The sequence below is a fragment of the Pseudoalteromonas distincta genome (assembly GCF_000814675.1).
Taxonomy (GTDB): domain Bacteria; phylum Pseudomonadota; class Gammaproteobacteria; order Enterobacterales; family Alteromonadaceae; genus Pseudoalteromonas; species Pseudoalteromonas distincta.
Genome location: NZ_JWIG01000026.1, coordinates 73,774 through 96,612 on the forward strand (window position 1 = coordinate 73,774; position 22,839 = coordinate 96,612).

Below are 22,839 nucleotides of genomic sequence, written 5' to 3' on the forward strand. Positions count from 1 at the left end.
TTGCATTAAATAGTGTACTTTCTGCGTTAAAAATTATTTGTATAGAATAACTACACGTTTTTATTTGTGCCTGTTATTGCACTACTTTTTAGCGAAATAATAGAGCACTAATTTAATGCAATTGGTATAACTTATTTTTTCAGGCTGTTATTATCGCCTCCATAATTTAGTCGTGTTTTTTAGGAGCAACGGTGAGCAAAACGTTAGCCAGTTATTATCAGCAAGCATATGCGTGCGATCAGCAGCATTTTAATCAGTGTTTTTATTGTGGCTGCGAAGCGACAGAGCGCGATCATTGTCCGCCACTGCATATGCTACAAAGTATCGTTGATTTAGGTGAAGAGGCTGACTTTATCTCAATCCCTGCGTGTTATGAGTGCCATGCACTTTTACATAACGAAAGACTGATGACGATTGATGAGCGCTTTACCAAGCTTAAAAAAAAGCTCTCAAATAAATATGCTAAACCATTGCGCGTTTATAACATGTGGGAAGAAAGCGAACTTGGCGACATGAGCGACGAGTTTGCCCATAGTATTCAAGCGGGTATGAAATTAGGCAAAGAAGCCGCTGAGCGTTTAGCCTTTACGGGTTTTAGCTATGCCACAGAAGATGCCAAAGTAGCAGTGCGCGAAAAAACAAAAGAGTTTGATGTAGAAGGCATGATATTTACCGACTTTAAAGAGGCGCTAAATTACTGTATTAACGATTTAAATGTTCAAAAAAGCGACTTTTATAAAATTTTGGTTGAAGACTATCAAGGCGATTTTAATAAAGCATTGAGCCAGTATCGTCATCGTCATGACAAAGTTACTGCGGCTAAAGATGGTAATACACTTATTAAAGATTTTTCTAAGCTACACAAGCAAAACTCTGATTTTGTAACGCGTACGGTTAAGCACTTTATTAGTAAAGATCCCTCGCTTACCACCGAAGGTGCGCTTGAAAAGCTATATAACAATTATATAAAGAAATAATTACAGAAATTCATCTTAATTAACTGCGTTTTCACCTGTTTTTTTGGCTTTATCCTTTAGGTTTCGCTAAAGTAGCAAAAAAACAGGAGATCCAAACAACATGCAAAAATTTGCACCTTCTTTATTAGCGGTTGGCTTAGCTGCTGCACTTGTAGGCTGCCAAGAAAACGGCCCACAAGACGATAAAATAACAATTAACAAAAATCCTTACCCAAGTACTTATCAGCCACTTTCTACATCAAGCACTCTTATTACAAATGCAACAGTACTTACAGGTACTGGTGAGCGTTTAGATGAGGCAGATGTATTACTTGTTGATGGTAAAGTACAACAAGTCGGTAAAGACTTAACAGCCACTGCTGATATTACAATTGATGCACAAGGGAAATGGGTAACACCGGGTATTATTGACGTACATTCACATTTAGGCGCATACCCAAGTCCGTCAGTCGAGTCGCATCAAGATGGTAACGAAATGACCAGCCCTAACACTGCAGAAGTGTGGGTTGAGCATTCTGTTTGGCCACAAGATCCAGGCTTTAATCGTGCACGCGAAGGCGGCATTACTTCTCTACAAATTTTACCAGGCTCAGCTAACTTATTTGGTGGACGCGGCGTTACGCTTAAAAATGTACCAGCGCACACTATGCAAGGGATGAAATTTCCAGAGGCGCCGTATGGTTTAAAAATGGCGTGTGGTGAAAACCCTAAACGTGTTTATGGTCGTCAAGGTGTATTGCCTTCAACCCGTATGGGTAATATGGCTGGTTACCGTATGGCCTGGGCTGAAGCCGCTGAGTACAAACGTGCATGGGATAAATACGATGCCGATTATGAAGCCGGTTTAAACCCAGAAGCACCAGTACGTGATATTAAACACGATACGCTACGCGGTGTGCTTGAAGGCGAAGTACGTATTCATAATCATTGTTATAAAGCAGAAGAAATGGCAATGATGATTGACCTGTCAAAAGAATTTGGTTACCACGCAGGTACTTTTCATCACGGTGTAGAAGCATATAAAATTGCTGACTTACTTGCGCAAAATGGTTCGTGTGCTGCACTTTGGCCTGACTGGTGGGGCTTTAAAATGGAAGCCTACGACATGGTTCAAGAAAACGTGGCTATTGTTGATGCGGTTAAAAACTCGTGTGCAGTTGTTCACTCAGATTCAGATACTACTATTCAGCGTTTAAACCAAGAAGCGGGCAAAGTGATGTACCGAGCTAACGAAAATGGTTTTGATATTTCTGAGCAACACGCTATTAAATGGATCACGTCTAACGCTGCTAAATCGTTAGGTATTGATGACAAAACAGGTTCACTAGAAGCGGGTAAGCAGGGCGATGTTGTTATTTGGAATCAAAGCCCATTTAGTGTCTATGCTAAAGCTGAACAAGTTTTTGTTGATGGTGCAAAGGTTTACGATAGAAACGACAGCGCGTACCAAGCAACAAGTGATTTTATGTTAGGTCAACAATAAGGAGCACCCAGAATGAAAAATTTATCACGTTCGTTTTCGCTTTCTCTGGTTGCTGCAGGATTATTAGCATCTGGTGCTGTAAGCGCACAATCGCTAGCAATTATTAATGCAACATTGCATACGTCTTCTGATCAAGGTGTATTAGAAGCGGCAAGCATTGTAATGACAGATGGTAAAATCACAGCGATTAACCCAGCTGAAATTAAAGTAGATCAAATTATTGATGCAAAGGGCCAAATTGTAACCCCTGGCTTTATAGCAAGTATTAATCAACTTGGTTTAGTTGAAGTAAGTGCAGTTGCAGGCTCTCGCGATGCAGGGGAAGAAAAAGCCGGTATTGATTTTGATGTAAGCCTTGCTTACAACGCACATTCAAGCTTAATTCCTTACGCTCGTAAAGGCGGTGTAACACGCGATGTAATTACTCCTCATGGCGGCGATAGCATTTTTTCAGGCCTTGCCAGTGTTGTTGATTTAAGTGGTAGTTTTGACAGCGACATGCAAAAACAAGCGGCTTTAATTGTTTACTTAGGTGAGCGCAGTAAAGGCTCACGTGCTTTTACTTTGCAAACACTTATTAATAAGCTTGATGAGCACAAAACTAAAGCTGGTAAAAAAGCGAAAAAAGACGATGACAAGCCAAGTACTGAAGATAAAGTAATGGCAAAAGTACTCAGTGGTGAAATGCCATTAGTGGTTGGCGTTTCGCGTGCGGCGGATATTATTGAGCTAATTAAAGTAAAAGAGCAATTTGGTATTAACCTAGTACTTAACGGCGCGCAAGATGCTGTTGTAGTAAAAGAGCGCGTTGCTAAAGCAAATATTCCAGTGATTATTAGTGCAATGGATAGCTTACCTGGAAGCTTTGATTCGCTTCATGCGAGTTTAGATAATGCTAGTGTGCTTGAAAAAGCAGGCGTTAAAGTATTATTAACGGTAGGTGGTGATGCAAGTCACAATATTTATCAGCTGCGTTTTGATGCTGGTAATGCGGTGTCGTACGGTATGAGCCAAGAAGGTGCGTTAAAAGCGCTTACATCAAACGTTGCTGATGTATTTGGCATTAATGCAGGTAGCCTTGAAGTAGGCAAAGCTGCTGATGTAGTAATATGGAGTAATGACCCGTTTGAGCTAAGCAGCCATGTGAGCAAAATGTTTATTAATGGCGTTGAGGTATCTACACAATCTCGTCAAGATAAACTGCGTGATCGCTATACGACAGATTCAAAAATGCCACGTGCTTATACCAACCCGCAATAATACTTAATCAATTTGAGGGATTAAATCTGACGGTAACTGCGTTAAAAATTTCTGATATAGAGCAACTAAATAACGAAATTTTTGCCTTGTTATCGACAAGATTTTCTTGCCTCAAAGTTGATCACTTAATTAAGCGAATTGGTATGATACTAAATAATTAAATAATTAATTAATTAAATAAATAAATTTAATTATTCAAAGGCCGCTATTTTATAAATAGCGGCCTTTTTTTGTAAAGTTTATACCAACCTGCATAAATCTTTGATCAATTTAACGAATTAAATTGCACTATAACGTCGTTAAAAATTTTTTATTTAGAACAACTAGATACAAAAATTTTTGCCTGGTTTTAGCGCAATTTTCTTAACGTTAAATAGACCCCATATATAAGCAGATTGGTATTAGACATAAAAAAGCCGCTTACTTTTGCAAGTAAGCGGCTTTTAAATTTAAACCGATATTTATACTAATTTAGCAAGAATATCGTTAAATGTAGTGCTTGGACGCATCGCTTTAAAGGCTGCATCATCGTTAGGCTGGAAGTAACCGCCTAAATCAACTGCAGGGCCTTGCGCATCGTTAAGTTCACTTACGATTTGCTCTTTATTAGACTCAAGGTCGCTAGCGATTTGAGTAAACTGTGCTTTAAGTTCACTGTCATCATTTTGCTTAGCAAGTTCTTGTGCCCAGAATAAAGATAGGAAGAAATGAGAACCACGGTTATCAATTTCTTTCACTTTACGTGAAGGCGATTTGTTTTCGGCAAGGAACGTACCTGTTGCTTTATCTAGGGTATCAGCAAGTACTTGTGCCTTGTTGTTACCAGCAGTTACGCTTAAGTGCTCAAGTGATGCAGCAAGTGCTAAAAACTCACCTAAAGAATCCCAACGTAAGTGGTTTTCTTTTTCGAATTGTTGAACATGCTTAGGTGCAGAACCACCAGCGCCAGTTTCAAATAAGCCACCACCGTTCATAAGTGGAACAATTGAAAGCATTTTAGCACTCGTACCCAACTCTAAAATTGGGAATAAATCTGTAAGGTAATCACGTAAAACGTTACCTGTTACAGAAATAGTGTCTTTACCTTCTTTAATACGCGCTAGTGAGAACAATGTTGCTTCAAGCGGTGATAAAATTTGAATATCTAGGCCAGCTGTATCGTGATCTGGTAGGTATTTATTTACTTTTTTGATTAGCTGCGCATCATGTGCACGGTTTTCGTCTAACCAGAAAATAGCTGGAACGCCTGTTGCGCGTGCACGATTTACTGCAAGCTTAACCCAATCTTGAATTGGTGCGTCTTTAACCTGACACATACGCCAGATATCGCCTTGCTCAACACTGTGCTCAAGTAATGTATTACCATTTGCATCAACAACACGGATAGAACCGTCCGCTTTTGCTTCAAATGTTTTGTCGTGTGAACCGTATTCTTCAGCTTTTTGAGCCATAAGGCCAACGTTTGGAACGCTACCCATTGTTGTTGGATCAAACGCGCCATTTTCTTTACAAAAATCGATAGTTGCTTGGTAAACACTTGAGTAACAACGATCAGGAATTACAAAGCTAGTGTCTTGTAATTTACCATCGTTATTCCACATTTGACCGCTTGAACGGATTGCTGCAGGCATAGATGCATCGATGATCACGTCACTTGGTACGTGTAAGTTTGTAATACCACGGTCAGAATCAACCATAGCAATAGCAGGGCGGTTAGCGTAAACAGCTTGAATGTCTGCTTCGATTTCTTCGCGCTTAGCATCGTCTAATGTTTGAATTTTAGAATATACGTCGCCTAAACCATTATTTACATCAACACCTAGCTCTTCAAAAAGCTCACCGTGTTTAGCAAATACATCTTTGTAGAATACTTTTACAGCGTGACCGAAGATGATTGGATCAGATACTTTCATCATTGTCGCTTTCATGTGAAGCGAGAACAAAACACCTTTTTCTTTAGCAGCGTCAATTTCTGCAGCTAAGAAAGCTTGAAGCTTAGAAGCGCTAATGCTTGATGCATCAATAACTTCGCCAGCTAAAAGAGGTGTGCTTTGTTTAAGAACAGTAACGTCACCGTTAGTTGCAACATGTTCAATACGCACATCAGTGGCTGTATCAACAGTTACTGATTTTTCTGAACCGAAGAAATCGCCTTCGCTCATACTTGCAACGTAAGACTGAGAATCTTTGCTCCACGCACCCATTGAATGTGGGTTGTTACGTGCATATTCTTTTACAGAGCCTGGCGCGCGACGATCTGAGTTACCTTCACGTAGTACAGGGTTTACTGCACTGCCTTTAATTTTGTCGTAAGCCGCTTGAATTGCTTTTTCTTCATCATTTTTAGGTTCAACAGGGTATTCTGGAAGAGCGTAACCTTTTGCTTGAAGCTCTTTAATTACAGCGCGAAGCTGTGGTACAGATGCACTGATGTTTGGTAATTTGATGATGTTTGCTTCTGGTGTTTTAGCAAGCTCGCCAAGTTCAGCAAGTGCATCACCAATGCGTTGTTCTTCTGTTAAATAATCAGGGAAGCTAGCAATTACACGACCTGCTAATGAAATGTCGCGAGTTTCAACTTCAACACCGGCCGCATTTGTATATGCTTGGATGATCGGTAGCAACGAATAAGTTGCTAGTGCCGGAGCTTCGTCCGTTTTTGTATAGATAATTTTTGATGTCATCATCATTCCTAGATAGTCGACCGATAAGGTCTTATTCAACAATGCAAAGAAAATCATTACTTATGAGTGAGTACATATTATTAAACAAGTTAATGAACACGTACGCTCGTAATGAATAGTTTGTTAGGTGTTGGTACTCAGCGTTGCTCTTTTATAAAAGCAGAATAGTCACACCTGACGAACTGGAATCGTATTTATAGCTAAAAAATTAACAAAAATAAATCAGCCTTTAGCCTAGTACATATAAAAGAGGCGATAAGGTGTTATGCGCAATTTTTAGCACCAAGAGTGTAACAAGCTTAAATAAAAAGGGCTAGAGTTTGAGCATGCCCAATAAGCAGTTAAACAATCAACTCTTAGAACATTGGGGTATATAAAATAAATTCAAGGAAAAGGGTTGAATTTGAATGAAAAGAGGCAATAAATAAGGGAAGAAGAGATAAGTTAGTATGCTTAAGGAATTAAGCGAGGATCTTAAAAGGTCGCTCGCTTTAGTCGAACAAAACAATCGTCACTCAATAATGTCACCATCTGGGGCAATATTTTTAGCGTGTAGGCCTTTAGGCCCTTGTTCTAATTCGAATGTTACATCTTGACCAGCTTTAAGCGTTTTATAGCCGTCCATTACAATTGTTGAGTAATGAGCGAAGATATCATTCTCGCAGCCGTCTTCTACGATGAAACCAAAACCTTTGGCGTTGTTGAACCATTTAACTTTACCACAAGCCATACTTCTACATCCTTCAATAAGTTGACTAATTTAGTTATTCTAAACCGTATAATTTGCTAGACTGACTAAGGTTTAATCAATCTATGTTTGACTGTAGTTTATTTAGCCAACCAGTCAAGTGTTTTGAGTTATTTTTTAACATTTTATTTATTTTTTATTCAAGTTTGCTTGAGTTACAAAGACAAGACTATATTTAATTATGAGTGGTATGAAAGATTCAGGTGTTATCGACACAGTTCGCGACAGTGAAAAGCAAAAGCTACAGCCGCCGCGAAAATATAAAGTTGTTTTAAATAACGACGACTACACGCCGATGGACTTCGTAATTGAAGTTTTAACGACGTTTTTTAATATGGATAGCGATAGAGCAACCGATGTGATGCTTCAGGTTCATGAAAAAGGTAAGGGTATTTGCGGTGTTTACAGCGCCGATGTTGCCTACACCAAAGTTGAACAAGTTAACCGTTACTCACGGGATAACGAGCATCCACTGCTTTGTAGTTGTGAGCAGGAATAATACCAATTTAATACAATTGGTATAAATACCAATTAGGGTGATCAAACATCCGATTGTTGTGGTATAAATTATTATCTCAGTAAGGGGTTGCCAATGCTAAACAAAGACTTAGAACTCACTTTAAATGCCGCGTTTCGTGAAGCGCGCACTCGCCGTCATGAGTTTATGACCGTAGAGCACCTTTTACTTGCGCTATTAGATAATCCTTCAGCAGGAGAAGCCTTAAACGCGTGTGGTGTTAATCTTTCAGGCTTAAAAACCGAATTATTAGAATTTATTGACGAAACAACACCCGTCATCCCAGATTTAGAAGAAGAGCGTGAAACTCAGCCAACGCTTGGTTTTCAGCGTGTATTACAACGTGCTGTGTTTCATGTGCAATCGTCAGGAAAAAACGAAGTGACGGGTGTCAATGTACTGGTTGCTATTTTTTCTGAGCAAGAGAGCCAAGCTGTTTATTTACTTAAAAAGCAAGATGTATCGCGCTTAGATATTGTTAACTTTATTTCGCACGGCATTTCAAAAGCTGATGATGAACTAGGCGACGACAGCGATGATATACATGAAGAAGTGCAAGAAGTTCAAAACGAAGAAGCAAGTAAGCTAGACAGCTTTACAACTAACTTAAACGCTCAGGCTCGTGAAGGTAATATTGACCCATTGATTGGGCGCGACAGCGAAGTAGAGCGCACGGTACAAGTATTGTGTCGTCGTAAAAAGAATAACCCATTACTTGTTGGTGAAGCGGGCGTTGGTAAAACAGCCATTGCTGAAGGTTTAGCGTACCGTATTGTGAACGAGCAAGTACCAGAAGTAATTGCAGATGCAGTTGTGTACTCACTAGATATGGGGGCATTGCTTGCAGGTACTAAATACCGTGGCGATTTTGAAAAGCGCTTTAAAAGCTTACTAAAAGAGCTTCAGGCACAACCTGGGTCTATTTTATTTATTGATGAAATACATACCATAATAGGTGCTGGCGCAGCGTCTGGTGGCGTTATGGACGCTTCAAACTTACTTAAACCACTTCTTTCAAGTGGTAAGTTACGTTGTATGGGTTCAACCACTTACAATGAGTATAAAAATATCTTTGAGAAAGACCGTGCATTAGTACGTCGTTTTCAAAAAATTGATGTACTTGAACCAAGTGTTGCCGATACCACTAAAATTTTAAATGGATTAAAAGAGCGTTACGAAGAGCACCATGGTATTCGCTACACTCAAAAAGCATTAAAAGCAGCTGCTGAACTTAGTGCTAAATACATTAATGAGCGCCACTTGCCAGATAAAGCAATTGATGTAATTGATGAAGCGGGCGCTAACCAACGTTTACAACCTAGTTCTAAACGTAAAAAAACCATCGGTGTGGCTGATATAGAGCTAATAATATCGAAGATGGCACGTATTCCACCACAAAATGTGTCTTCAACAGATAAAGAGACGCTTAAAAATCTAGACCGTAATCTTAAAATGCTGGTGTTTGGACAAGATCAATCTATTGATGCGCTTACATCGGCTATTCGTTTATCTCGCTCGGGTTTATCAAGCGAAGAAAAACCAGTGGGTTCGTTCTTGTTTGCAGGCCCAACAGGTGTTGGTAAAACAGAAGTAACTAAGCAACTTGCTAAATGTATGGGTGTTGAGTTTATTCGTTTTGATATGTCTGAGTATGTAGAGCGCCACGCAATCAGCCGACTAATTGGTGCTCCACCAGGATATGTTGGTTTTGAGCAAGGCGGATTATTAACCGAGGCGGTTATTAAAAACCCACATGCGGTTGTACTTTTAGATGAGATTGAAAAAGCGCATCCAGATATTTACAATATTTTACTACAAGTTATGGATCACGGTACGTTAACCGATAATAACGGTCGTAAAGCTGATTTTAGAAATGTAGTGGTTGTAATGACTACCAATGCGGGCGTACAAGAAACTACGCGTAAGTCGATTGGTTTTACAGAGCAAGATCACACGCACGATGCAATGGGCGAAATTAATAAAGTATTTTCGCCAGAATTTAGAAACCGTTTAGATAACATTATTTGGTTTAATCACCTTGAACGTGAAGTTATTTTACTGGTGGTTGATAAATTTATTGTGGAACTGCAAGCTCAGCTTGATAAAAAATCGGTTAATCTTGAGCTTACGCCTAAAGCGCGTGAATGGCTCGCAGATAAAGGTTATGACAAGGCTATGGGGGCACGACCAATGGCACGTGTTATTCAAGAAGAGCTTAAAAAGCAATTAGCTAATGAAATACTGTTTGGTGAACTTGTTGATGGCGGTACAGTTAAAGTATCGGTTAAAGACAAGAAGATTCGCTTTGATTACGAGAGCAATTTAACGCCAGCGTAAAACGTTAATTGCACAACTAAGTTAAATAAAAATGGCCCGCTAAATAATAGCGGGCCATTTTTTTGCCATTTTTATAGGCAACAAAAAACCCAGTAAAAACTGGGTTTTTTGTTTATTAAATGTAATTGCTAGTCAATGTCTATCAATTACATTTAATAAACGCTTAAAGCTAGTAAAACACTAGCCAAAAACTAAATCTCGTTTACGCACTTACTTAGCGAGCACGGAATACGATACGACCCTTTGATAAATCGTAAGGAGTCATTTCTACCGTTACTTTATCGCCGGTTAAAATACGGATATAGTTTTTGCGCATTTTGCCTGAAATGTGAGCCACAACTACGTGACCATTTTCTAGCTCAACTCGGAACATTGTATTTGGTAAAGTATCAAGGACTGTCCCTTGCATTTCGATTACGTCTTCTTTCGCCATGTTTAGCGTAACACCTCTTTAATAGTTAAACGCTGCAGATTTTGCCCAAAATACACCAATAAGTAAAGGCGCAGGGGCTATATTTGCAAATTAAATAGCCACCCACTCATCATTGAGCTGTTTTTGAGCTGGTAAAAACTGAGTTTTGTACTTCATTTTATCGCATTCATCAATTTGATAGCCTAAGTACACGTATTGCTTATTTTGCTCTTTTGCAAATTTAAGCTGCTCTAATATCATCACAGAGCCTAAACTATAGTGTTCAAAGTCGGGGTCAAAAAAAGTATAAATTGCAGAAATAGAGCTGTTCATACAATCAGTTACGGCAACTGCGACTAAAGTATCTTGGTGCCATAGTTCAATAAATGTGATTTTGAGCCAACTGCAAAGTAAAAAGCTTTGAAACTGTTCTTTTTCAGGAGGATACATACTTCCATCCTGATGGCGCATCGTTATGTATTTACTATAGAGCGGATAATACTCAGGGCGTTCTTGCGTCGAGTATTTTACTTCAAACTGGTTTTTTGCTTTGTTTAGTTTACGTTTTTGCGATTTTGAAGGGATAAAGTCTTGTGCTAATACACGTACAGAGTTACATGCACTGCATATTGGGCAGTGTGGACGGTATATTTGGTTACCACTGCGACGAAACCCTAAGCCTAATAATGACTCAAATTTGTCTGTGCTGTAGCAACTAGGATCTAGAATAACTAATAGTTGCTCTTGTCTGTTGGGTAAATAACTACAGTCAAACTCTTGGGTTAAACCAACACGTGCAGGAAGTTGCTCATTCATAGATTGCGTCAAGTTCTTGTGGCTCCCACATAATAGGGTTAACAGTATAGTTATGTGCAGCTTTTAGTTTAGTCAAAAATGTGGAACGGGGGATTACTTGTGCACCTAAGGTCATTAAATAAGGGTTTTCTAACTGGCAATCAATAAAATGCGCATTATGACGTTTAAGCCAATTTACCAGTGCCCACATAGCAAGCTTGGAGCAATTGGTTTGATGATGAAACATTGATTCACCACAAAAAACACCATTTTGCATAATACCGTATAAGCCACCTGCAAGCTCTCCGTTGCTCCACACTTCTAAGCTATGGGCAATGCCAGCATTATGTGCATTAACGTAAGCGTTGAGCATGTCAGAGGTGATCCAAGTGCCATCGGTATCAAGGCGTTGATCGCGACAAGCTTCTATTACCTCCTCAAAGGCATTATTAATGGTTACTTTTACAGGGTGCTTTTTTAAATGTTTACGCAGGCTCTTACTTATATGAAAATCATCCAGTTCAAAAATCCCGCGCTCGCTTGGCGACCACCACATAATAGGCTCATCTTCGCTAAACCAAGGGAATATTCCGCTTTTGTAGGCATTACTTAGGCGAGGTAAACTTAAATCTCCGCCAATTGCTAACAAGCCATCAGGGGATTCTAATGCGTATTCCGGATTGGGGAATGCTATATCGGTTTCACTTAATTGGTATAGCTGATTTCTCATACAGTACTTATTTTATAATTGATCGTAAAAGTGTAACTATATTTTAGACATAAAAAAAGGGCTGAATAATCAGCCCTATTATAATTTATTTAATTGCTTATAAATTATCTAAGAAACGCTCTGCATCAAGGGCAGCCATACAGCCTGTACCCGCTGATGTGATTGCTTGACGGTAAATGTGGTCAGACACATCACCTGCAGCAAAAACGCCCTCTACACTTGTTTGAGTTGCGTTACCATTTAATCCAGACTCTACAACTAAGTAGCCGTCTTTCATTTCTAGTTGACCAACAAACATATCTGTATTTGGCTTATGACCAATAGCAATAAATACACCGGCTAAATCTAGCTCTTGTGTTGCATCAGAGTGTGCATCTTTAATACGAATACCAGTTACGCCCATTTGGTCGCCTAATACTTCGTCAAGCGTACGGTTGTAATGTAAAACAACGTTACCGTTAGCTGCTTTTTCAGCAAGGCGATCTGCAAGTATTTTTTCACTACGGAAACTATCACGGCGGTGAATAACATGTACTTCGTCAGCAATGTTAGATAAGTATAGCGCTTCTTCAACCGCTGTATTACCACCACCAACAACCGCTACTTTCTGACCTTTATAGAAAAAGCCATCACATGTAGCACAGGCTGAAACGCCACGGCCTTGGAAATTAGTTTCAGACTCTAAGCCTAAGTATTTAGCAGAAGCACCTGTTGCAATGATTAACGCATCACATGTGTAAGTACCTTGGTCGCCAGTTAGTGTGAAAGGGCGCTTAGATACATCTACTTTATTGATGTGATCGAATATGATTTCAGTTTCAAAGCGCTCAGCGTGCTCTTTCATACGATCCATTAATGCAGGGCCCGTTAAGCCGTGTGCATCACCAGGCCAGTTTTCAACTTCAGTCGTGGTTGTTAATTGGCCACCTTGTTGAATGCCTGTAATTAAAACAGGGTTTAAATTTGCACGTGCTGCATATACTGCGGCAGTATAACCAGCTGGGCCAGAGCCTAAAATTAGTAGCTTACAATGTTTTGCTTCAGTCATTATTTTTTCCTAAACGTTTAATACGGTCTTTAATGCGCTCGATTCTAAGAAAATCAAGGCGGATGTAAACAAAATCCGCGATTATTTTTTTTCGCAAATCGAAAAGCTGTGCAGTATTGTGTACTAGAGCTCAGTACTTTTACAGTTAAAACACCTAAGTAGCTCAATAAATAGACTAACAGGCAACAAAACAGCGTTAATTCATGACCCCTTTGATTTTTTTTGTTATGTTTTACCTAATTTTATTTGTCACTGATAGATTATGTGACCTAAGCGAATAGGCAACTATGTTATTTTGGCAGGAAAAACCCGCATTCGGGTTGACTTCAAAAGACGTTAACGTCTTAACCAATGCGCAAGATTACCGAACGCAATTGCTACGTTTGATAGCTAATGCAAAAAAACGAATTTATATCACAGCGCTTTATTTACAGGATGACGAAGCAGGTCGCGAGATTTTAGAAGCCTTGCATCGAGTATCATTAGAGAACCCTGCGCTTGATGTAAAAGTGCTGGTGGATTTTCATCGTGCGCAACGTGGTTTAATTGGTGCAGAGAAATCTGATGGTAACGCAAGTTTATATTGTGACGATTTAGAAAAGTTTAAATCGAACGTACAAGTTTATGGCGTACCTGTAAAAGCTAAAGAATTATTTGGCGTATTACATTTAAAGGGTTTTGTCATTGACGATACCTTACTTTACAGCGGCGCAAGCTTAAACAACGTGTATTTGCAGTATAACGAGCGTTACAGACTCGATCGTTACTTTTTAATAACGCAGAGCGAGCTGTGTGACTCAGTGGTTGATTTTATTGAGACAAAGCTAATTAGCTCCGTTGCTGTGCCACGCATAGACACACGACCGCTTAAGCGTTTACACGACTTCAAACTTGATCAAAAGCAATTAATGCGTGATTTAAAAGTCGCAAGTTACAACGCAGCAGAGCAACTGAATACGCAAGCATTAGGTATTCGTTTGTTTTTAGGGCTTGGTCGTCGTAATAACGAATTAAATCGTTTAATAAAAGCGTTATTTGATACCACAGAGCAAGAGCTTGTGTTGTATACGCCATACTTTAATTTTCCGGCGCCACTTATGCGATCACTGCGCCGATTATTAAAGCAAGGCAAGCAAGTGACTATTGTGGTAGGGGATAAAACAGCAAATGACTTTTATTTACCGCCAAGCGAGCCGTTTAGTAAAATAGGGGCATTACCTTATTTATACGAAACTATTTTGCATAAGTTTGTAAAAACGCAAAAACGCCACATCGATAACGGTAATTTAAATGTGTATCTGTGGAAAGATGAAAGTAATTCGTTTCATTTAAAAGGTATTTGTTCAGATAGAACAAAACATTTACTGAGTGGGCATAACTTAAATCCGCGTGCATGGGGTCTTGATATCGAAAACGGTATTTTAATAGAAGATCCAGAGCAAACAATTATGGATGCTATTGATAACGAAAAGCAGGAAATTTTACAACACTGCCGCCGTTTAACAGGCCCAGATGATTTAGAAACAATGGATGATTACCCGCAGCCAGTTAAAAAACTACTTGGCCAAGCTAAGCGCGTAAAAGTAGATTTTATAATTAAGCGTTTCATATAAATTTACTTTAAATCAGACATAAAAAAAGCAGCTAATTAGCTGCTTTTTTTATGGGTTGTAGTTAAGTTACTATATTATTTAATACCAACCTAACTACGAAACGCTAAATTATGCGTTTTCTACCGCTGTGCGTGGGTCAACATATTCCATGTTGAACGCTTCAGCTACTTCTTTGTAAGTTACTTGGCCTTTAATTACGTTTAAGCCTTTTAAGAAGTGAGCGTCATCTAGTAGCGCCTTTTTATAACCTTTGTTTGCAAGGTTAATGATGAAAGGCAATGTTGCATTGTTAAGTGCAAACGTAGATGTGCGTGGAACAGCACCTGGCATGTTAGCAACACAGTAGTGAACAACTTCATCAACGATGAAAGTTGGATCAGCATGCGTCGTTGCTTTAGAAGTAGCAATACAGCCACCTTGGTCGATTGCAACATCAACAATTGCAGAACCAGGTTTCATTGCTTTAATGTGCTCAGCAGTTACTAGTTTAGGTGCAGCTGCACCAGGGATCAGTACACCACCGATTACTAAATCAGCTTCTAGTACGTGTTTTTCTAGTGCATCAGCAGTTGAGTAAATAGCTTTAACTTTATTACCAAATTGCGCGTCTAGAGCACGTAATACGTCGATGTTACGATCAAGAACGACAACTTCAGCACCAAGGCCAACAGCCATTTGAGCTGCGCTACGACCAACCATGCCGCCGCCAATGATAACAACTTTAGCAGCTTCAACGCCTGGTACGCCACCTAGTAGCATGCCACGACCGTGGTTAGATTTTTCTAGCGCTTGTGCGCCAGCTTGAATAGACATACGACCAGCAACTTCGCTCATAGGAGCAAGAAGCGGTAAACCACCGCGTGAGTCAGTTACAGTTTCGTATGCAATACAAATAGCTTTGCTTTTTACAAGGTCTTCAGTTTGTGGAAGATCAGGTGCAAGGTGTAAGTAAGTGAAAAGAATTTGGTCTTCACGTAGCATTGCACGTTCAACAGCTTGCGGCTCTTTTACTTTTACAATCATGTCTGCTTTTGCAAAAACATCAGCTGCAGTTGCTAAAATTTCAGCACCCGCTTGTGTGTAATCTTCGTTAGTAAAACCAATGCCCATGCCTGCATCAGTTTCTACAATCACTTGGTGACCGTGGTTTACTAATTCACGAACACTTGCAGGAACCATACCTACACGGTATTCATGGTTTTTAATTTCTTTAGGAACACCAATAATCATATCATTTGCCTTATTAAGAACGGATTAACATTTTCCACTATTATATTCATCATAAGCCCGTGTGTCTCACCTTTTTTAAAGTCAAATCTAGTGTTATCATCTAGATAATAAAAATAAACAGCATAAAAAACTAGTTGGTACTATGCATCAATTATTAGATAGAATTGACCGTAAAATTTTAATGGAATTACAACACGATGGACGCTTGTCGAACGTAGAACTGGCCAGACGAGTTGGCCTAAGCGCCACGCCCTGCTTGGAGCGAGTAAAAAAGCTAGAACGAGAAGGTTACATACTTGGCTATAAAGCGGTGGTCGATCCCGCTAAGCTTGGGCAAGGTTTATCGGTGTATGTAGAAGTAACGATTACTAAAACATCTCCCGACGTATTTGATGAGTTTAGTGCTGCGGTTAAAAAGCACGAAGAAATTATTGAATGTCATTTAGTATCGGGTAATTTTGATTTTTTACTTAAAACGCGCGTAAATGATATGTCAGAATACCGTGGCGTATTAGGCGACATATTATTAAAATTGCCTAACGTAAGTGAAAGCCGAACTTATGTAGTAATGGAAGAAGTAAAAGGTGAAGAAGGCGTAATTATTCGTCCTTATATTACTTAAGGTTATTTATATTAACTGCGTCATTTGCTTATAGTAAGCTCAAATTATAAAAACTTGTTCATAATCAGGCCATCAAGGTTAAGATAAAGTGCAACAAATTGCATTTCCTGCTAAGGTATTTCACTGCTAAGTAAGTGTGAATAAAAATAGAATAATAAAGAGGAATAGGGAACTATGCGCCTAAATGGTGTGCAAAGACTATTAGAAACAGGGCTGATTATCAGTACCTTTACGGCAATATTTATTTTATGTGCCTTGATCAGCTTTGATCCAGCAGATGCTGCATGGTCGCAAACTAGTTTTAGCGAAGTAAGCAACATCACAGGAGCAGCCGGTGCATGGATAGCCGACATTTTATTACTCACCTTTGGTTGGTTGGCTTACTTAGTGCCTGCGGCCATTCAGCTATTTGGCTACTTGCTATTTAAACAACCTCACCGCATTTTACAGCTTGATTACACCACCTTAGCGCTGCGTGTTATTGGTTTTGCTTTATTTATTACCTCAGCTACCGCTATTAGTAGTATTAATTTCGACGATATTTATAATTTTTCATCGGGTGGAGTAGTGGGCGATGTTATTGCATCAGCCATGATGCCTGCGTTTAACTTTACCGGTACATCTATATTATTGCTGTGTTTCTTTTTTGCAGGGCTTACCTTGTTGACGGGAGTATCGTGGGTTGATTTTGTAGATTACCTTGGCGATTTAATGGTTAGGCTTTATCGCTATGTTGTCTCGTATGCAAAAGGCTGGATGCACCGAGAACACACTGCAGGTAAAGTAAATAATAACGATGAAGCAGACGCCCATTTTGAAGACGATATAAAAGAGCAAATAGAGCTGCCTACATCAGCTAAAAAAGCAGATAAACAAAAAGCAATAGATAAGCCTCAAACACCATTTAGTGAACCACAAATTAGTGATGACTTTATGCCGTTTGATGAACTTGACGATATACTCGATCAAGAAATTGGCTTTAGCGCAATAGATGACGAACCAATGGACACGGCTGCTGCATTAAATGCGCTTGATCAAAGCCCAGTTGTGGAGCCTGAAAAACCAGTTACAACGGTGGTATCGCCAGCAAGACCAATGCCTAAACCAAAAGCGCAATATCAACCACCACCAACGGCAAAAGAAAAATTTGAGCAATTATTAACGCAAGAGCCACCACCAGGGCCATTACCATCGCTCGATTTACTCGACAGACCGGATAAAGCTAAAAACCCAATTTCGCAAGAAGAGCTTGATAGCGTATCGCGCCTTGTAGAGACAAAACTTCTCGACTTTAACGTACAAGCAACCGTAGTAGCGGTATACCCAGGCCCGGTTGTTACGCGTTTTGAGCTAGATTTAGCGCCAGGTATTAAAGTGTCTAAAATTACAGGCTTAGCTAAAGATTTAGCCCGTTCGCTTTCGGCAATTAGTGTACGTGTTGTAGAAGTTATTCCAGGTAAAACCTATGTTGGTATTGAACTTCCAAATAAACACCGTGAAATAGTTCGTTTATCAGAAGTTATAAACGCCCCTAAATTTGAGCAAAACCCGTCGCCACTTACCATGGTGCTTGGTAAAGACATTGCTGGTCAGCCGGTATGTGCTGATTTAGGTAAAATGCCACATTTATTGGTAGCCGGTACAACTGGTTCAGGTAAATCAGTGGGCGTTAATGTCATGATAGTAAGCTTGCTTTACAAATCGGGTCCTGACGATGTACGGATGATCATGATTGACCCTAAAATGCTTGAGCTTTCAGTTTATGAAGGTATTCCGCATTTATTGTGTGAAGTAGTTACCGATATGAAAGAAGCTGCCAACGCACTGCGTTGGTGTGTTGGCGAAATGGAACGTCGTTATAAATTAATGTCAGCATTGGGTGTGCGTAACTTAAAAGGTTACAACCAAAAAGTGCTTGAAGCCAATGAAGCGGGTTACCCAATTCTTGACCCATTATTTAAAGACACCGATGGCATGAAAGAAGGCCCCGAAGAGCTAGGTAAATTACCAAGTATTGTTGTAGTAATAGACGAATTTGCCGACATGATGATGATTGTAGGTAAAAAAGTAGAAGAACTTATTGCCCGTATAGCCCAAAAGGCACGTGCGGCAGGCATTCACTTAGTGCTTGCTACGCAGCGCCCATCGGTTGATGTAATTACCGGCTTAATTAAAGCTAATATCCCAACACGTATGGCGTTTCAGGTATCAAGCAAAATAGATTCACGGACAATACTTGACCAACAAGGTGCAGAAAACTTACTAGGCATGGGCGACATGCTTTATTTACCGCCAGGCACTAGCGTACCAGAACGTGTGCATGGCGCGTTTGTAGACGACCATGAAGTACACGCCGTAGTAAACGATTGGAAAGCACGTGCTAAACCAAATTACATTGACGAAATACTCAATGGCGATGCCACTGAAGATATTTTATTACCCGGTGAAGCAAGCGAAAATGCAGATGAAGAATCAGATCCGTTATACGACGAAGCTGTGTCGTTTGTAATTGAAACCGGCAAAGTATCAGTATCGTCAGTACAACGTAAATTACGTGTTGGCTACAACCGCGCAGCACGTTTAGTAGAACAAATGGAAACATCGGGTATCGTGAGTTCACCAGGTCATAACGGTGCTCGCGATGTATTAGTACCTAATGGAGCAAATTCATGAAAAAAGTTAACGCCTTATTATTAGTGTTAGGCAGCGTACTTGCCGCACCAAGCTTTGCTGACGACAGCCAAGCATTACAAGACAGACTTGCCACTTTGAAAAGCTTTAAAGCGCAGTTTGCACAACAAGTAACAGACAAAGAAGGCCAAGCAGTTATGCAAGGCGAGGGCACAATAGCGCTTCAACAGCCTATGATGATTCGCTGGCAGCAAACTAATCCAGACGATACGTTATTTGTATCAAACGGTGATAAAACCTATTACTTCGACAGCTTTGCTGAGCAAGTAACGATTATGAAAACCAACAGCCTAATCGACTCAACACCATTTGTGCTACTGACATCAAAAGACCCAGCACAGTGGGAAAAATACAGCGTACTTGCAACAAGTACAGGCTTTAGTGTAACGCCAAATAAAGGCGTAGAAAGCCAAGTAGAACAACTTGATATAGCATTTGCGGGTAACGAGCAAGGGCTTGCTAAACTAGTGGTTACCGACAACTCAGGGCAGCTATCGTCATTTACGTTTAACAATGCCCAAGTTAATACGCCGCTTGATCAAAGCACTTTTGAATTTACGCCTCCTGAAGGTGTTGAAATAGACGATCAGAGTAACGGTGAGTAATTTAGGTTTTAATTTTGGGCCCGATGTACGCCCACTTGCTGCGCGTATGCGCCCTACAACGCTTGATGAATACATTGGTCAGCAGCACTTATTAAGCGCTGATAAACCACTGCATCAAGCCATTGTCGCGGGGCGATGCCATAGTTTAATTTTATGGGGTCCGCCTGGTGTGGGTAAAACAACACTTGCGCAAATAATTGCCAACCATGCTGATGCCTCACTTATTCAAATGTCGGCGGTAACTGCAGGCGTAAAAGATATACGCGACAGCGTAACGCAAGCGCGGGACAACCTAGAAAGCCGTGGCCAACGCACCCTTATGTTTGTTGACGAAGTTCATCGCTTTAATAAATCCCAACAAGATGCCTTTTTACCGCACATAGAAGACGGCACCTTTATATTTGTAGGTGCAACCACAGAAAACCCATCGTTTGCCCTTAACAACGCTATATTGTCGCGTGCACGCGTGTATGTTTTAAAATCGCTTGCCGATACCGACTTATACACCGTAATAGAACGTGCACTTAAACAAGACGAGCAGCTAAGCCAAAAATACATCACTATTGCCGACAACGCTAAAAAGGCACTGTGCCAAGCAAGTGGCGGCGATGCGCGTAAAGTACTTAATTTACTTGAACAAGCAGTTGATTTAACGTCCGAGCAAAACGGTCAATACAACGTAGATGAGCACGTACTTAGCCAAGTGCTACCCACGCATTTAGCTAAATACGATAAAGGCGGAGATGAGTTTTACGATTTAATATCGGCCTTTCATAAATCAGTACGAGGTAGCTCCCCCGACGGTGCACTGTATTGGTATTGCCGAATTTTAGCCGGTGGTGGCGACCCTTTGTATGTAGCAAGGCGTTTGCTTGCCATAGCTACAGAAGACATAGGTAACGCCGATCCGCGCGCAATGGAAGTGGCTTTAAATGCATGGGATATATTTCAACGTGTTGGTCCAAGCGAGGGCGAGCGTGCAATTGCACAAGCCACACTGTATTTAGCCAGCGCACCTAAAAGTAATGCGGTATATATGGCGTTTAATCAAGCAAAAGCAGATGCCAAAAACGAGCCAAGTTACCCAGTACCAGAGCATTTACGCAATGCCCCAACCAACTTAATGAAAGACTTAGGGTATGGTGCTGAGTATCGTTATGCGCATAACGAAGAAGGCGCATTTGCCGCAGGTGAAAAATACTTACCATCAGAAATGGACGGCAAAGAATATTACTTACCGAGCGAGCGCGGACTTGAACAAAAAATTAAACAAAAACTCGATTACCTAAAAGAGCGCGATGCGCAAAGCCCATTTAGACGATACGAAAATGATTAAACTTTATATGATGATCGCCCTTGGCGGAGCCTCAGGTGCGTGTTTACGGTTTTTTATTAGCGAAACCATGCTAAAACTCCTCGGTAGGGGATTCCCTTTTGGCACGTTGACGGTTAATATTCTGGGTTCATTGTTAATGGGCATTTTGTACGGTTTGATAGATAAAGAAATTATCACCGCAAGCCCCGCCAAAACCCTTATCGGTATTGGCTTTTTAGGTGCATTAACCACCTTTTCAACATTCTCAATGGACTCGTTGTTGTTATTACAACAAGGTCACTTTATTAAAATGGCCCTCAATATCATCTTAAACGTGATGGTGTGTATTTTTATGGCTTGGCTGGGCCTTCAGCTAGTAATGCAAAAAGGTTAAAAAACTAACATGTTAGATTCTAAATTTTTACGTCAAGACATCGAACAAACTGCAGCACGTTTAGCGGCGCGCGGTTACGAACTCGATGTAGCGACGGTAACGGCACTTGAAGAAAAACGCAAAACATTACAAGTAAAAACGCAAGAACTTCAAAGTCAACGTAATGCAAGCGCAAAAGCAATTGGTCAAGCCAAAGCTAAAGGCGAAGACGCACAGCCTCTACTTGATGCAGTGGCTAACTTAGGCAGTGAGCTAGACGCCGCTAAAACAGAGCAAGATGAAGTATTAGCCGCCATTAACGACATTGCTTTAGCAATTCCTAACTTGCCAGACGAGTCAGTACCTGCAGGTAAAGATGAGGACGACAACGTTGAAATTTTAACGTGGGGTACACCTAAAAAGTTTGATTTTGAAGTTAAAGACCACGTAAATGTAGGCCAAGACCTAAACGGTTTAGACTTTGAAATGGGCGTTAAAATTAGTGGCGCACGCTTTACTGTAATGCGTGGCCAAGTAGCGCGTATGCACCGTGCACTAACGCAATTTATGCTAGATACACATGCTGATAAAAACGGCTACACAGAAATGTATGTACCGTACCTAGTAAATAGCGCAAGCCTTTACGGCACTAGCCAATTACCTAAATTTGCGGGCGATTTGTTCCACACATTAGGCCTTGTAAATGACGACGGCGAACAACAAGCCGGCTTTAGCTTAATTCCTACAGCTGAAGTACCGCTTACAAACAGCGCCCGCGACGAAATTTACGACGAAAGCGATTTACCAATTCGTTTAGTTGCTCACACTCCGTGTTTTAGAAGTGAAGCAGGCAGTTATGGTCGCGATACACGTGGCCTAATTCGTCAGCACCAGTTTGATAAAGTTGAATTAGTACAACTTGTAAAACCAGAAGACTCAATGGCAACGCTTGAAGAGTTAACAGGTCACGCAGAGCAAATACTACAAGCGCTTGAACTTCCATACCGTAAAGTAATTTTATGTATGGGCGACATGGGCTTTGGTTCAGCTAAAACATACGATTTAGAAGTATGGTTACCTGCGCAAGATACATACCGCGAAATTTCATCATGTTCAAACATGGCTGACTTTCAGGCGCGTAGAATGCAAGCACGTTTTCGTCGTGAAGGTGTTAAAAAGCCAGAGTTACTACATACACTAAATGGTTCAGGCTTAGCCGTTGGCCGTACACTAGTAGCCATACTAGAAAACTACCAACAAGCCGATGGGTCAGTAGTAGTACCAGAAGTATTACGCCCATACATGGGTGGACTTGAAGTGATTGGTAAACAATAAAAATCAAGTTTAAGTTAAGCAAGTTTTAAGCTTGTAAATCTTAATTCGAAAGCCGCTGTTTGTA

The 22,839-nt window shown here is 40.3% G+C and carries 19 protein-coding genes; 12 read left to right on the top strand and 7 right to left on the bottom strand.

The genetic code is table 11. From position 1 onward, the window contains the following. Positions 1-191: 191 nt before the first annotated feature. The 3 genes from QT16_RS17110 to QT16_RS17120 all read left to right on the top strand — a co-directional run bounded on the left by QT16_RS17110 (position 192) and on the right by QT16_RS17120 (position 3,720). Positions 192-977, top strand: coding sequence for a hypothetical protein (locus QT16_RS17110; protein ID WP_002962505.1), 786 nt, complete (start codon positions 192-194; stop codon positions 975-977). 100 nt (positions 978-1,077) lie between these two features. Beyond that, positions 1,078-2,460: an amidohydrolase gene (locus tag QT16_RS17115; protein ID WP_002962503.1), complete on the top strand. Its 1,383-nt coding sequence runs from the start codon at positions 1,078-1,080 to the stop codon at positions 2,458-2,460. Positions 2,461-2,472: 12 nt separating this feature from the next. Next, on the top strand, positions 2,473-3,720 hold the full coding sequence (locus QT16_RS17120) for an amidohydrolase family protein (RefSeq protein WP_039489581.1): 1,248 nt from the start codon (positions 2,473-2,475) through the stop codon (positions 3,718-3,720). Positions 3,721-4,181: 461 nt separating this feature from the next. On the opposite strand, the gene QT16_RS17125 is transcribed toward QT16_RS17120, so the two are convergent. Both QT16_RS17125 and cspD read right to left on the bottom strand, forming a co-directional pair. After that, the gene (locus QT16_RS17125; protein ID WP_039489583.1) at positions 4,182-6,404 is read right to left on the bottom strand and encodes an NADP-dependent isocitrate dehydrogenase; all 2,223 of its coding nucleotides are present in this window, start codon (positions 6,402-6,404) and stop codon (positions 4,182-4,184) included. A 511-nt stretch (positions 6,405-6,915) separates the two neighbouring features. Then, positions 6,916-7,134, bottom strand: coding sequence for a cold shock domain-containing protein CspD (gene cspD, locus QT16_RS17130; protein ID WP_002962500.1), 219 nt, complete (start codon positions 7,132-7,134; stop codon positions 6,916-6,918). Between the two features lie 208 nt (positions 7,135-7,342). Here cspD and clpS point away from each other — a divergent pair, with 208 nt between their 5' ends. Then, positions 7,343-7,651 (top strand): ATP-dependent Clp protease adapter ClpS, encoded by a 309-nt coding sequence (clpS, locus tag QT16_RS17135; protein ID WP_021032429.1) that lies wholly within the window; start codon positions 7,343-7,345, stop codon positions 7,649-7,651. 93 nt (positions 7,652-7,744) lie between these two features. Next, complete coding sequence (gene clpA / locus QT16_RS17140) at positions 7,745-10,006, top strand: ATP-dependent Clp protease ATP-binding subunit ClpA (protein ID WP_039489587.1); 2,262 nt, start codon at positions 7,745-7,747, stop codon at positions 10,004-10,006. Positions 10,007-10,220: 214 nt separating this feature from the next. Here clpA and infA read toward each other — a convergent pair whose 3' ends face one another. From infA to trxB, 4 genes are all read right to left on the bottom strand, one after another. Then, positions 10,221-10,439, bottom strand: a complete 219-nt coding sequence (infA, locus tag QT16_RS17145) for a translation initiation factor IF-1 (RefSeq protein WP_002962494.1) — start codon at positions 10,437-10,439, stop codon at positions 10,221-10,223. Positions 10,440-10,529: 90 nt separating this feature from the next. Next, positions 10,530-11,234: an arginyltransferase gene (locus QT16_RS17150; protein ID WP_039489600.1), complete on the bottom strand. Its 705-nt coding sequence runs from the start codon at positions 11,232-11,234 to the stop codon at positions 10,530-10,532. After that, positions 11,227-11,943 (bottom strand): leucyl/phenylalanyl-tRNA--protein transferase, encoded by a 717-nt coding sequence (aat, locus tag QT16_RS17155; protein WP_039489602.1) that lies wholly within the window; start codon positions 11,941-11,943, stop codon positions 11,227-11,229. Before aat ends, QT16_RS17150 begins: the two co-directional genes overlap by 8 nt. Before the next feature lie 97 nt (positions 11,944-12,040). Beyond that, positions 12,041-12,991 carry a thioredoxin-disulfide reductase gene (gene trxB / locus QT16_RS17160; RefSeq protein ID WP_002962484.1) on the bottom strand — a complete coding sequence of 317 codons (951 nt, stop codon included), beginning with the start codon at positions 12,989-12,991 and terminating at the stop codon, positions 12,041-12,043. Between the two features lie 287 nt (positions 12,992-13,278). Between trxB and pssA the strand changes: the two genes are divergently transcribed. Further along, positions 13,279-14,604, top strand: coding sequence for a CDP-diacylglycerol--serine O-phosphatidyltransferase (gene pssA, locus QT16_RS17165; RefSeq protein ID WP_002962483.1), 1,326 nt, complete (start codon positions 13,279-13,281; stop codon positions 14,602-14,604). A 108-nt stretch (positions 14,605-14,712) separates the two neighbouring features. Here pssA and ald read toward each other — a convergent pair whose 3' ends face one another. Continuing rightward, positions 14,713-15,834, bottom strand: coding sequence for an alanine dehydrogenase (ald, locus tag QT16_RS17170; protein ID WP_039489605.1), 1,122 nt, complete (start codon positions 15,832-15,834; stop codon positions 14,713-14,715). A 142-nt stretch (positions 15,835-15,976) separates the two neighbouring features. Between ald and lrp the strand changes: the two genes are divergently transcribed. The 6 genes from lrp to serS all read left to right on the top strand — a co-directional run bounded on the left by lrp (position 15,977) and on the right by serS (position 22,775). Next, complete coding sequence (gene lrp / locus QT16_RS17175) at positions 15,977-16,456, top strand: leucine-responsive transcriptional regulator Lrp (protein ID WP_007582985.1); 480 nt, start codon at positions 15,977-15,979, stop codon at positions 16,454-16,456. A gap of 174 nt (positions 16,457-16,630) precedes the next feature. Beyond that, positions 16,631-19,129 (top strand): DNA translocase FtsK, encoded by a 2,499-nt coding sequence (locus QT16_RS17180; protein ID WP_039489607.1) that lies wholly within the window; start codon positions 16,631-16,633, stop codon positions 19,127-19,129. Further along, positions 19,126-19,752, top strand: a complete 627-nt coding sequence (lolA, locus tag QT16_RS17185; RefSeq protein WP_039489610.1) for an outer membrane lipoprotein periplasmic chaperone LolA — start codon at positions 19,126-19,128, stop codon at positions 19,750-19,752. The genes QT16_RS17180 and lolA overlap by 4 nt, the downstream gene beginning before the upstream one ends. Then, the gene (locus QT16_RS17190; RefSeq protein WP_039489611.1) at positions 19,745-21,088 is read left to right on the top strand and encodes a replication-associated recombination protein A; all 1,344 of its coding nucleotides are present in this window, start codon (positions 19,745-19,747) and stop codon (positions 21,086-21,088) included. Before lolA ends, QT16_RS17190 begins: the two co-directional genes overlap by 8 nt. Then, on the top strand, positions 21,081-21,461 hold the full coding sequence (gene crcB, locus QT16_RS17195) for a fluoride efflux transporter CrcB (RefSeq protein WP_039489613.1): 381 nt from the start codon (positions 21,081-21,083) through the stop codon (positions 21,459-21,461). The genes QT16_RS17190 and crcB overlap by 8 nt, the downstream gene beginning before the upstream one ends. A gap of 9 nt (positions 21,462-21,470) precedes the next feature. After that, positions 21,471-22,775 (top strand): serine--tRNA ligase, encoded by a 1,305-nt coding sequence (serS, locus tag QT16_RS17200; RefSeq protein WP_039489615.1) that lies wholly within the window; start codon positions 21,471-21,473, stop codon positions 22,773-22,775. Positions 22,776-22,839: the final 64 nt, after the last annotated feature.